The sequence below is a fragment of the Parasalinivibrio latis genome (assembly GCF_036825535.1).
GTDB classification, from domain to species: Bacteria; Pseudomonadota; Gammaproteobacteria; order Enterobacterales; family Vibrionaceae; genus Parasalinivibrio; species Parasalinivibrio latis.
Map to the genome: position 1 here is coordinate 315669 of NZ_CP098812.1, position 12423 is coordinate 328091.

General features: G+C 53.0%; 8 protein-coding genes and 1 riboswitch. Of the genes, 3 read left to right on the forward strand and 5 right to left on the reverse strand.

What is annotated here, in order from left to right; genetic code table 11:
- Window positions 1-133 precede the first annotated feature (133 nt).
- Window positions 134-874 carry a DUF481 domain-containing protein gene (locus NF212_RS01640; protein ID WP_434358240.1) on the reverse strand — a complete coding sequence of 247 codons (741 nt, stop codon included), beginning with the start codon at window positions 872-874 and terminating at the stop codon, window positions 134-136.
- A gap of 176 nt (window positions 875-1050) precedes the next feature.
- Here NF212_RS01640 and NF212_RS01645 point away from each other — a divergent pair, with 176 nt between their 5' ends.
- Both NF212_RS01645 and alr read left to right on the forward strand, forming a co-directional pair.
- Complete coding sequence (locus NF212_RS01645) at window positions 1051-2445, forward strand: replicative DNA helicase (protein WP_434358241.1); 1395 nt, start codon at window positions 1051-1053, stop codon at window positions 2443-2445.
- 15 nt (window positions 2446-2460) lie between these two features.
- Complete coding sequence (gene alr / locus NF212_RS01650) at window positions 2461-3537, forward strand: alanine racemase (protein ID WP_434358243.1); 1077 nt, start codon at window positions 2461-2463, stop codon at window positions 3535-3537.
- Window positions 3538-3603: 66 nt separating this feature from the next.
- Here the strand turns inward: alr and lysC are convergent, their stop codons facing one another.
- Entirely contained in the window at window positions 3604-4953 is a 1350-nt protein-coding gene (lysC, locus tag NF212_RS01655; protein ID WP_434358245.1) for a lysine-sensitive aspartokinase 3, read from the reverse strand.
- A gap of 104 nt (window positions 4954-5057) precedes the next feature.
- Window positions 5058-5238: riboswitch (Lysine riboswitch) on the reverse strand.
- A gap of 302 nt (window positions 5239-5540) precedes the next feature.
- Between lysC and NF212_RS01660 the strand changes: the two genes are divergently transcribed.
- On the forward strand, window positions 5541-6659 hold the full coding sequence (locus NF212_RS01660; protein ID WP_434358247.1) for a pyridoxal-phosphate-dependent aminotransferase family protein: 1119 nt from the start codon (window positions 5541-5543) through the stop codon (window positions 6657-6659).
- A 57-nt stretch (window positions 6660-6716) separates the two neighbouring features.
- Here the strand turns inward: NF212_RS01660 and NF212_RS01665 are convergent, their stop codons facing one another.
- The 3 genes from NF212_RS01665 to galU all read right to left on the reverse strand — a co-directional run bounded on the left by NF212_RS01665 (window position 6717) and on the right by galU (window position 12403).
- Window positions 6717-8453, reverse strand: coding sequence for a PglL family O-oligosaccharyltransferase (locus NF212_RS01665; RefSeq protein WP_434358249.1), 1737 nt, complete (start codon window positions 8451-8453; stop codon window positions 6717-6719).
- A gap of 110 nt (window positions 8454-8563) precedes the next feature.
- Window positions 8564-11419, reverse strand: a complete 2856-nt coding sequence (gene uvrA / locus NF212_RS01670; protein WP_434358251.1) for an excinuclease ABC subunit UvrA — start codon at window positions 11417-11419, stop codon at window positions 8564-8566.
- Window positions 11420-11572: 153 nt separating this feature from the next.
- Window positions 11573-12403 carry a UTP--glucose-1-phosphate uridylyltransferase GalU gene (galU, locus tag NF212_RS01675; protein ID WP_434358253.1) on the reverse strand — a complete coding sequence of 277 codons (831 nt, stop codon included), beginning with the start codon at window positions 12401-12403 and terminating at the stop codon, window positions 11573-11575.
- Between the last annotated feature and the right edge of the window lie 20 nt (window positions 12404-12423).

Below are 12423 nucleotides of genomic sequence, written 5' to 3' on the forward strand. Positions count from 1 at the left end.
CAGCCTCCGGGCTGGTTTTTTTGTATCTGGAAAACGGAAAAGACGAACCTGGGAAGAGAAGGTCCTGGAAATCAGGATGCAAGCAAAATCTTCAGAACCCAGAACCCAGAACCCAGAACCTAGGATCTAGGATCTAAAACTTATACAGCAAATTCACCGTCATGACTGAATCCCGGTTTTTAAGCCCTGGAGGCACTTCAATACTGTAGTTCTGGGTATTGCTGATTTTTACCGCCAGGGTGTCAGTGATACTGGCAGTCAGGCTGGTATCTGCTTCAATGGTTGAATTACTCTTCCCGGCAATGCCGGTCAGGGTAAGGTCGAATGTCACGTTCTTGCGCGGGCGCCATTCTATGTTCATCTGGCCACGGACGATGATCTCGTCCACATCGTAAGGCAGGATTTTGTCGTCACTGTCTATTTCATCCAGGTTTGGCCGTTGCCTGCGGTAACCGGGGCCCAGTTCAAGGGTGAGCTGCAGGTGCCGTCTGCGTATTGCCTGGTAACCCAAACCTGTCGCAATAACCACATCGGAAAAATAAGGCCCGTACCTGTCATCTACGTAGCTGCCACTGGCAAGCACATAACGCTTTTCATCGTACTTGTAGTTGCTTTGGGCATTGAGCTGGAATTTCCGCTTGTCTTCCTTGCCGTCTTTTTCCGCCAGCAGGTATTTTGACTCGGCAGTATTTTTAATCCGGCCTTTTGTATAGCTGGCAGCCATACGCGTGTTAAACGCAGAGGAGTCGGAGTTACCGGAAAGGGACTGGTAGCCGAGTTCTATCTCGGTCAGCCAGGGTGATGGTTCGCTCTCCGAAGCCAGTGACAAGCCGGGAAAAAACAACGGAAACAGCAGAAAATAGCGGTACGACAAGCAGGGTCTCACTGGCGGTTATCTCGGATTCGCGGCATAGTTTACCTACAGCTGTTTGCTTTTACGTCATGATTTCGTTAACTGCAGCGAGAATCTAAGCATCTGCGTCACAGTAACGTTATAATGACCGGCTGAAACACACGTGACGCCAGAGAGAGTGAGGGCGAAAGAACACAATGGCAGAAAACCGAAACGTCAAAAAATCAGATAAACAACTCGACGCGATCAAGGTGCCGCCTCACTCGCTGGAAGCAGAGCAGTCGGTTATTGGCGGCCTTCTGCTTGATAATGAACGCTGGGATGCGGTGGCTGAAAAGGTGGTTGCGAATGACTTTTACAGCCGTCCCCACCGTATCATTTTTGAAGCTGCCAAGCGTGTGCTGGAAGGTGGGAACCCACTTGACCTGATTACCCTCTCAGAATTTCTCGAAAAAAATGATGAGCTCGAAGATGTAGGCGGCTTCGCTTACCTTGCAGAGCTTGCCAAAAATACCCCAAGTGCCGCCAACATTGCCGCTTATGCTGATATCGTCCAGGAGCGTGCGGTGGTGCGTAACCTTATCGGGGTTGCCAATGAAATTGCCGATGCCGGTTATGATCCCCAGGGCCGGAATTCGGACGACCTGCTGGATATGGCAGAAAGTAAAATCTTTGCCATTGCCGAAGACCGCGGCAGTGAGAACGAAGGCCCTCAGGCCATCGACAATGTGCTTAATAAAACCCTTGAGCGCATTGAGATCCTGTTCAAGTCTCCCCAGGACGGCGTAACTGGCGTGTCAACCGGGTACACCGACCTGAACAAGAAAACTGCCGGTATGCAGCCATCGGACCTGATTATTGTTGCGGCGCGTCCATCAATGGGTAAAACCACGTTCGCCATGAACTTGTGCGAAAACGCAATGATGGAGCAGGACAAGCCCGTTCTTGTATTCTCCCTTGAGATGCCCGCTGAACAGTTGATGATGCGTATCCTCGCATCCATGTCCAGGGTCGACCAGACCAAGATCCGTACCGGCCAGCTGGACGATGAGGATTGGGCGCGCATTTCTTCCTCCATGGGTATCCTGATGGAGAAGCGCAATATGTACATCGACGACAGCTCCGGCCTGACCCCGACCGACGTTCGTACACGTGCACGCCGCATTGCCCGTGACCATGGTGGTATCAGCATGATCATGGTGGACTACCTCCAGCTGATGCGCGTCCCAGGTATGCAGGATAACCGTACCCTGGAAATCGCAGAAATTTCCCGCTCCCTCAAGGCGCTGGCCAAAGAGCTGAATGTCCCTGTGGTTGCCCTGTCGCAGCTTAACCGTTCCCTGGAACAACGAGCTGACAAACGCCCGGTTAACTCGGACCTTCGTGAATCCGGTGCGATCGAGCAGGATGCCGACCTTATCATGTTTATCTACCGTGATGAGGTGTATCACCCTGACAGTGCACTTAAGGGGATTGCCGAAATCATCATCGGTAAGCAGCGTAACGGCCCAATCGGCTCGGTGCGCCTGACCTTCCAAGGCCAATTCTCCCGTTTTGACAATTATGCCGGCCCGGCTTACGACGACGAATAATCAGGGATACAAAGGATGAAAGCGGCGACTGCCCATATTGATATTGACGCCCTGCGCCATAATTTCAGCATACTTAAAAGCTATGCCCCTGACAGCAAAGCCCTGGCGGTGGTTAAAGCTAACGGATACGGGCATGGTCTGCTTGAAGTAGCTCGTACAGTAAATGATCTTTGTGACGGCTTTGCTGTTGCCCGGATAGAAGAGGCTCTGGCCTTGCGCTCCGGCGGCATCGTAAAGCGTGTCCTGCTATTGGAAGGCTTTTTCTCACCCTCTGACCTGCCTATCCTGGTTATCAACAATATTGAGACTGTGGTCCACACCCCGACCCAGCTTGAAGCACTGGAACAGGCTGAGCTGGAACGCCCGGTTTCTGTTTGGCTGAAAATTGATACCGGTATGCACCGTCTGGGCATACGCCCGGAAGAAGTGGCCGATTTTGTGGCTCGTCTGGAAGCGTGTGACAACGTCCAAAAGCCTGTCCGTTTCATTACCCACTTTGGCTGTGCCGATGAGCTGGACAGCGATGTAACAGCCAGGCAGATTGAAGCTTTCAACACTCTGACCGCACCGTATGAGGGAGAACACTCCCTTGCTGCATCCCCGGGTATCCTTTTGTGGCCTGACAGTCACCAGGACTGGATTCGACCGGGGGTCAGCATGTATGGCGTTTCACCGCTTGCAGAAAAAACCGGTGCCGATTTTAACCTCAAGCCGGTGATGACCCTGACTTCAAGCCTGATTGCCGTGCGCACTGTCAAGCAGGGTGAAGCGGTAGGCTATGGTGCCAACTGGGTCAGTGAGCGTGACACCAAGATAGGCGTCATTGCCATTGGTTACGGTGACGGTTACCCGCGTATGGCACCAAACGGCACCCCTGTTTATATCAATGGCCGCATCGTTCCGCTGTCCGGACGGGTGTCCATGGATATGCTGACGGTTGATCTGGGGCCGGATGCGGCTGATCAGGTGGGGGATGAAGCTGTACTGTGGGGAGAACCCCTGCCGTCAGAGATTGTGGCGCAGCACATTGGCACCATCGCCTATGAGTTGGTCACCAAGCTGACAGCCAGGGTCAATATGCATTACCGGTAGTGGCCGGTGAGATGTGCAATCTGCAAGGGCTCCCGTGGGAGCCCTTGCTGTATTTGCGTATTCCGGTTATTCGAAAATAGCAGTGTGCAGAGTGCGGACAATGTCCCTGGCTTCGCTTTCATCGGCCAGGAAACACAGGTTGTGGGCGCTGGCACCATAACAGATCATCTGCAGGTTAAATTCACTCAGCGAGCAGAAAATCCGGGAGCACGCACCACGGTTCTCATCCATTTTGTTGCCGATAAGGGCAATCAGGCTCAATCCCTGTTCTACTTTCACCCGGCACAACTCAGACAGTTCTTCTCTGGCTGCATCAGGCAAATCCGGTGCCCCGCCTCGGGTATTGGTCTGGTCCAGGGTCAGGGAAACACTGACTTCTGATGTGGTGATAAGGTCTACGGAAACCTTGTGCTTGGCCAGGATTCGGAACACTTCTGCCAGGAAGCCATAGGCATGGAACATGTTCAGGCTGGTCAGCGTTACCATGGTCTGGTTATTACGAAGGGCGACCGCACGGAATACCGGAGAAGTTTCTGCCTGCTGGCGGATCCAGGTGCCACCTTCTGTTGGTGTTCTGGATGAACCGACAAAAACCGGGATTTGCTTGCGCATGGCGGGGATCAGCGTTGCCGGGTGCAGGATCTTGGCACCGAAATTGGCCATTTCAGATGCTTCACTGAAGCTGATTTCCGGGATTGGGGATGCTTTGGGTGCAACACGGGGATCGGTACTGTAGATGCCCGGTACATCTGTCCAAATCTCAAGCGTACCAGCATCGACAGCTTCTGCCAGCAGGGCTGCGCTGTAGTCACTGCCACCTCGTCCAAGGGTGGTTGTCTCACCGTTCTCGTCGGAGCCGATAAAACCCTGGGTAACCACAATGTGGTTTTCACACAGTGGGCGCAGTTTTTCCTGGGCCAGCCCGTATATAGCCGGGACATCAGGGACAGCCTTGCCATATTGGCTGTCGGTGCGAAGGACGTTGCGGACATCAAAACGCACCGCGTTCATGCTGGCATCATTCATCAGATGGGTGAAAATATGAGTGGAAAGCAGTTCGCCGCAGGAAACCAGTTTATCGGTCAGGGCGTCAGTAGGCTGTTTTGCTGCAGACAGCGACAGGTTTGCCACTGTATCAAGCAATGCATTCACTTCATTGGCTACTGCCAGGTTTTCTGACAATGATGCCAGGATATCGAAGTGGATAGCCGTCAGTTTATCAAGAAGTTCCTGGCGTTTATCTCCATCTGAAACGCCATTGGCCAGTTCTACCAGTATATTGGTAACGCCTGAACAGGCGCTGATAACAACCAGACGGGTATTCGGGTTGGCCCCTACAACAGCTGCGGAATTTGTCATCGCAGCATAGTCAGCCACACTTGTGCCGCCAAACTTTGCGACAGTTATGCTTTTCACTTTATGTTCACCTCCCATTGGGAACGCATTTATACAAAAGGGTGATTTTTTGTACAGGCAGGGGGGAGGCTAGATATAAGGGTGAGGACAATTTGACGGTTGTCTCTACCAGAAGCACTCCACCTGTGCCGATACAGGTGACAGCCCGAAGGACTCAACCTTCAAGGCCGACAAGAAAACGTCCCAAAACGCATCTCGCCTCGGCGTTAAACCCCCTGATCGGCCTGCATTGGAGTTTGGGACTCCGCAAGTCGACTACCTGGCTAACGCACCTCTTCTGATTCGCTCTGATCATCATGATCGCGGCAGTTCAGTGCGTCTATTGAAATTATTCGTGAACACAATGTCAATGAAAAAGATGAAAAAACACTCAGTTATTAATCTCTTCTTAGTATTAATTGCTGTTAATTAACACTTTTTATGTAACATGTTTATTTCTGGGTCATATTAACAATTTGTCTAGGTGGCGTAGGAATCACTGTTTTCTGTGTTATAACAGTTGAACCGGCTGGGGAAATTACTACAAATTTGATAAGTCCGAGTGTGCCGGCCATGGGAACATGGAAGAAACAAATAGGAGAAGGATAATGATATTTACCAGTTTCAACCCGCCCCAACGTACCCTGATGGGGCCGGGCCCGTCTGATATTTACCCTCGGGTTTTGCAAGCTCAAAGTCGCCCGACAGTTGGCCACCTGGACCCCCTTTTCATCGGAATGATGGATGAGGTGAAACAACTCCTTCAGTATGCTTTCCAGACTGAGAATCCAGTAACTATGGCGGTTTCCGCCCCGGGAAGTGCCGGGATGGAAACCTGTTTTGTGAACCTGTTAGAGCCGGGTGAGAAGGTTATCGTCTGCCGAAATGGTGTATTCGGTGACCGGATGCGGGAAAACGTTGAGCGTTGTGGGGCCACCGCTGTGGTTGTGGATGACGAGTGGGGTAAGCCGGTTGACCCTGAGAAAGTTGAGCAGGCACTGAAAGCGAACCCTGATGCCTCTGTGCTTGCATTTGTCCATGCGGAAACGTCAACCGGGGCGCTCAGTGATGCCAAAACGTTGGCAGAACTCGCCCGTAAATACGGTTGCCTGACCATTGTCGATACCGTTACTTCCCTGGGTGGTGTGCCTTTGCTGGTGGATGAGTGGCAACTTGACGCAGTTTATTCGGGCAGCCAGAAGTGCCTTTCCTGTGTACCCGGCCTCTCCCCGGTAACGTTCTCGGAAAAGGCTGTGGAGCGTATTAAGAACCGCAAAAGTAAGGTTCAGAGCTGGTTTCTGGATCAAAGCCTTGTGCTGGGCTACTGGAGTGGTGAGGGTAAACGATCCTACCATCATACTGCGCCGGTAAACGCACTCTACGCCCTGCATGAATCCTTGGTTCTTCTGCACAATGAAGGTCTGGAAAATGCGTGGCAACGTCACCGCGATGCTCATGAGCAGCTAAAAGCCGGGCTTGAGAAGCTGGGTCTTTCTTTTGTGGTAGACGAACCTTACCGCCTGCCCCAGCTCAATGCAGTTTATATCCCTGATGGGGTTGATGATGCAGCTGTACGCACACGCCTTTTGAATGACTATAACCTGGAGATAGGCGCCGGCCTTGGTGCTCTTGCCGGGAAAGCCTGGCGCATTGGCCTGATGGGCTATGGTGCCCGTCGTGAGAATGTTTCACTGTGCCTGAGGGCACTGGAAGAAACCATTCGCTAACTCTACGCGAAAGGTTTAATTAAATTGAAAACCGCAGCAGGGCTGCGGTTTTTACGTTTATGCTTCAGGGGCGGTAACGGCAGGCAACGCCTTTGAAGCCGCGAACCGCTTCCCAGGGAAGATAAATTCGGCTTCCTCCCGAATCTGTTCTGCTCTGGCTTCATTGCCCAGGTGTCGCCATGCCAGTATCAGGTTCTGGTACAGTGCTGCGCGAGGCCATAATACCGCCTTGTTTTCCGCCCACTTGATATAGGATTCAATCAGGTCGGGGCGGTTTCGTTTAATGCCCAGCTCCAGCTGGGTTGTGTAGATGTCCCAGTCAAGCCGGTCCCGCCAGACCCAGGTATTGTTCACCTTGCTTAGGTAATCCGGGTTATTGGGTTTGGTGGTCTCGTATTTGGTCAGCATGGCACCAGAATAGAGCGTAGTGATGGAAACGTAGGCCACAGCCAAAGGCAGGGTAAGGGCAAACAACTTGAGGCCAAGTGTGTATTTAATTGCTCGACGTTCGTACTTTGCCGTGAGGTTGTCTACCCAGTAAATCAGGAGGATAAATACCAGCCAGTGGACCAGTGAATGGTAAAACGGGTATTCAAGCTGGCTGTGCAGGGTAATGGGCAAGAAGAGCGCGACCAAGGCAAGCTTAGTACCGGATCGGGCTTCCATTACGTTAAGCAGAACAACCGTTGCAGCCAGTAACAGGCCGGCAAGGGGAACAATGCCGCCTTCAACGGCCCAGTAAAGCAGTTCGTTGTGTGGGTGGTCCATGCTGGCCAGTGGTGGCTTATCGGTCAGTCCGGCATGGTATTGTTTTGCCGTCTCTACCATGTAGGTGGGCTCAAAGCGCCCATAACCCCAGCCGGCAAAGGGACGTTCGGTAAAGAGCTCCCAGGTTTGCGGAATGGTTGCACTGCGTGCGGTTTCGAGCGATGTTTTATGCTCAATCAGGTCGGTATTGACCGACTGAAGGAAATAGTTGCCGGCAGCCAGCCCGAGAAGCACCATCAGAAACCACAACCTGCGCGGCGCTTTCGGGGCAAATTTTCTGAGGTAAGGGAGAATCAGTACGACGCCAACAGCCGCGCCCAGCCAGCCGGTGCGAGAGGCAATTACAACCAGTAGGGGAATGGTCAGGGGCGGCGTCAAAAGCAGGATCACCTGTTGCCAGTTCCACTTACCCCGGTACATAGCGGTACGAGCTAGCAGGTAAGCGGACAACACCAGCCCGGTAGCCAGAAAACTCGCCATTACATTGGGCTGCTGGAATATCCCGTAAGGGCGGTTTACTTCTGTGTCGTAACCGATGGCATTGCCGGGCTCCAGCCACAGGAACTGTGTCCAGCCAAATACCGCTTCAATCCATACTGCCACCAGAACCAGCCATAACAGAAACTGTCTTTGCGGGTGGCTGAAAGCAAACTGCTGAAGGCAGACAAAAAACAGCAAACCAAGCCAGAGCCCTAATATTCGCTGTGCTGCCAGCAAAGGCTCGGCATCGGGATAGAAAAGTGGGATGGTCAGGAGGATACAGCTGATAAACAGGACTTGTGTCAGCCGGGTATAACGCAGGGTATGCTGGCGGCAGATTTCGGCAACGCCAAGTGCCAGCGCCAGCCCGAACGGAATCCAGGCCATGGCATTGAAGGAAAGCACCAGGCCGGCCCCGCCGGGGTTGTGCTGGAAATAGTGGGTAGCAGCCAGAAACAGCACGCAAAGTGCAGCGATAAATGGCTTGGTCAGGGGCTTTCGACGGATCTGCGTAAGCGGTGAAGAAAAAGTTAGCGCGTTAATCATGCCTTGCTGCCAGCAGGTTAAACCAATAGAAAGTATAAAAACGCCCCTGTTTTACAGAGGCGTTCTGTTCTGTCTTTTACCACAGTAACCGGGTAGTTGTCAGTGACGGGTCAGGCTGATTTCTTATGCGCCAGCATCGGTTTAAGAAAACGGGCGGTATGGGAAGCAGTGGATTCAGCCACATCTTCCGGCGTACCTTCGGCAATGATCTCGCCTCCACCGTTGCCCCCTTCCGGACCCAGATCCACAATCCAGTCTGCCGTCTTGATGACATCCAGGTTGTGCTCAATAACCACAATGGTATTGCCGTGGTTACGCAGGGTGTGCAATACGTTCAGCAGTTGCTGGATATCGTGGAAGTGCAGGCCAGTTGTCGGCTCGTCCAGAATATACAGCGTTTTGCCGGTATCCCGTTTGGAAAGCTCGCGAGCCAGTTTCACCCGCTGCGCCTCGCCACCGGACAGGGTTGTCGCCGCCTGGCCAAGACGGATGTAGGATAACCCAACATCCATCAGTGTCTGCAGTTTACGGGCAATTGCGGGAACTGAGTCGAAGAATTCGCGCGCATCTTCTACCGTCATTTCCAGCACTTCGTGGATGCTCTTGCCCTTGTATTTCACTTCCAGGGTTTCACGGTTATAGCGTTTGCCCTTACAGGTGTCACATGGCACGTAGACATCCGGCAGGAAGTGCATTTCTACCTTGATAACCCCATCCCCCTGGCAGGCTTCACAGCGTCCGCCCCGCACATTGAAACTGAAACGGCCGGGCTTGTATCCGCGTGAGCGGGCTTCCTGGGTACCGGAAAACAGTTCACGGATTGGGGTGAAAATACCGGTATAGGTTGCCGGGTTGGAGCGAGGTGTACGGCCGATAGGGCTCTGGTCGATATCAATGACTTTATCGAAATGCTCCAGCCCCTTGATAGCTTTATACGGTGCAGGTTCGCTGGTGGTCGCACCGTTCAGGGCTCGGTGTGCAATGCGGAAAAACGTATCATTGATAAGCGTGGATTTACCGGAACCGGATACGCCGGTGACACAGGTAAACAGGCCAACCGGGATCTCCAGGTTAACGTCTTTCAGGTTATTGCCGCTGGCGCCGGTCAACTTGACCACTTTCTTTTTGTCACGCGGAATACGCTTGGCCGGTACTTCAATGGCTTTTTTACCGCTCAGGTACTGGCCGGTAAGGGAAGCATCGTTTTTGATGATTTCCTGGAAGGTACCTTCTGCGACCACGCTGCCGCCGTGGACACCGGCTCCCGGACCAATATCGATAATATGGTCGGCTTCCCGGATGGCATCTTCATCATGCTCCACAACCAGAACGGTATTACCGAGGTCGCGCAGGTGCTTGAGGGTTGCCAGCAGGCGCTCGTTGTCACGCTGGTGGAGGCCGATAGAAGGCTCATCCAGTACGTACATTACACCGACAAGGCCAGCACCAATCTGGCTGGCAAGGCGGATACGCTGTGCCTCACCGCCGGAGAGGGTGTCGGCGCTGCGGGAAAGGTTGAGGTAATTCAGGCCCACATTGACCAGGAAGCTCAGGCGGTCATGGATCTCCTTCATCACTTTTTCAGCGATCTTGGCTTTCTGGCCGGTCATTTCAAGGCCGGCAAAGAAGTCGAGCGCGCCGGCGATGCTCATTTCACACACCTGCGGCAGGTTGGTCTTGCCGATAAAGACGTGACGGGCCTCCTCACGCAGGCGGGAGCCGCCGCAGTGCTGGCAGGTGCGGTTGGAGATGTACTTTGCCAGCTCTTCGCGCACTGCGTTGGATTCGGTTTCGCGGTAACGGCGTGACATATTGTTGATAATGCCTTCAAACGGGTGCTTGCGGACAGTCACGTCGCCGCGGTCATTGATGTATTTGAAGGCAATGGTTTCGCCACCTGAACCGTTCAGGATCAGCTCCCGGTGCTTTTTACTGAGCTCAATCCAAGGGGTTTCTACATCGAAACCGTAATGTTCCGCCAGGGAGTTCAGCATCTGGAAGTAGTAGAAGTTCCGGCGATCCCAGCCGCGGATAGCGCCGCCGGCCAGGCTGATTTCGTTATTCTGGACAATACGGTCAGGGTCAAAGAATTGCTGGACACCCAGACCATCACAATGCCCGCATGCACCGGCCGGGTTGTTGAAGGAAAACAGGCGCGGTTCGAGCTCCTGCATGCTGTAGCCACAGTGCGGGCAGGCGAAATTGGCGGAAAATACCAGATCATCAAAGACAGGTTCACCACCTACCGGCTTGTCCATGGCGCTGACAACAGCTGTACCACCGGTGAGTTCAATGGCAGTTTCAAAGGATTCAGCCAGCCTTTGCTGGAGATCCGGGCGGACCTTGAAACGGTCAACCACCACTTCAATAGTGTGCTTTTTATGAAGTTCCAGCGTCGGTGGATCGGAAAGATCGCAGACCTCGCCATCAATCCGGGCGCGGATAAAACCCTGCGCGGCAAGATTGTCGAGCAGCTTGACGTGCTCACCCTTACGCTCCTTGACGACAGGCGCCAGGATCATCAGCTTGGTGCCTTCCTCAATTTCCAGTACTTTGTCCACCATCTGGCTGATGGTCTGCGCTGCCAGCGGAACATTATGGGTCGGGCAGCGAGGCTCGCCTACGCGGGCATACAGCAGGCGAAGGTAGTCGTAGACTTCAGTGATGGTTCCCACTGTGGAGCGTGGGTTATGGGATGTGGATTTCTGCTCAATCGAAATGGCCGGTGACAAGCCTTCAATATGGTCGACATCCGGTTTTTCCATCAGGGAGAGGAACTGGCGGGCGTAAGCTGAAAGTGATTCCACATAACGCCGCTGCCCCTCGGCATAAAGGGTATCAAATGCCAGTGAGGACTTGCCTGAGCCGGAAAGGCCGGTGATGACAATCAGCTTGTCCCTGGGAATGGTGAGACTGATGTTTTTCAGGTTATGGGTGCGAGCACCGCGGACGTCAATGGTATCCATATCAACCTAACTTCGATGAGAAAACCAAGGCGATGAGTATCGCACAGAGAATGAGCGGGTTGAAGTGTTTTTACTGTTCAAATGTACAGTAAGAAAAAACAAAAAGGCCCGCGATGATTACGCGGGCCTTTGAAGAGCGGATTAACAGGCTGATTATTTGCCTTTTTTGTACATGTTTTCGTAACAGTAGTTGGTCGCTTCGATAAAGCCTTCAACGCTGCCGCAGTCGAAACGCTGGCCTTTAAATTTATACGCAAGTACGCAGCCGGTTTTCGCCTGGGTCAGCAGGGCGTCGGTGATTTGGATTTCCCCGTTTTTGCCCGGTTCGGTGTTTTCCAGGATGTCGAAAATATCCGGGGTCAGGATGTAGCGGCCAATGATAGCCAGGTTGCTTGGAGCTGTACCCGGTTCTGGTTTTTCAACCATGTCGTCAACACGGTAAAGGTCATCTTTGATGACTTCACCTGAAATTACGCCATATTTGTGGGTTTCGTCTTCAGGCACTTCCTGTACCGCGACGATTGAGCAGCGGAACTGGCGGTAAAGTGCTGCCATCTGGGAAAGCACACCCTGTTCTTCATTGATACACAGGTCATCAGCCAGAACAACGGCAAACGGTTGGTCACCGACCAGTTCGCGGCCGGTCAGGATGGCATGGCCAAGGCCTTTCATTTCACGCTGGCGGATGTAAGTGAAATGGGCACTGTCGATAATCTTGCGAACATCGGTCAGCAGTGCTTCCTTGCTGGTGCCGGAGATCTGGTGTTCCAGTTCGTAGTTCTTGTCGAAGTGATCCATCAGTGAGTGCTTCCCACGGCCGGTGACAATGCACATGCTGTCCATGCCTGCTTCCAGGGCCTCGTCAACACCGTATTCAATCAGGGGTTTGTTAACGACGGGCATCATCTCTTTTGGCATGGACTTGGTGGCTGGCAGGAAGCGGGTTCCATAACCTGCAGCAGGGAAGAGGCACTTTTTCAGCATAACTGATCCTTCATAAAAAA

Bases quoted from the DNA above. Each gene is read 5' to 3' on its own strand.
- galU (WP_434358253.1), bottom strand. From the start codon at position 12,403: ATGCTGAAAAAGTGCCTCTTCCCTGCTGCAGGTTATGGAACCCGCTTC.
- uvrA (WP_434358251.1), bottom strand. From the start codon at position 11,419: ATGGATACCATTGACGTCCGCGGTGCTCGCACCCATAACCTGAAAAAC.
- NF212_RS01660 (WP_434358247.1), top strand. From the start codon at position 5,541: ATGATATTTACCAGTTTCAACCCGCCCCAACGTACCCTGATGGGGCCG.
- NF212_RS01645 (WP_434358241.1), top strand. From the start codon at position 1,051: ATGGCAGAAAACCGAAACGTCAAAAAATCAGATAAACAACTCGACGCG.
- NF212_RS01665 (WP_434358249.1), bottom strand. From the start codon at position 8,453: ATGATTAACGCGCTAACTTTTTCTTCACCGCTTACGCAGATCCGTCGA.
- alr (WP_434358243.1), top strand. From the start codon at position 2,461: ATGAAAGCGGCGACTGCCCATATTGATATTGACGCCCTGCGCCATAAT.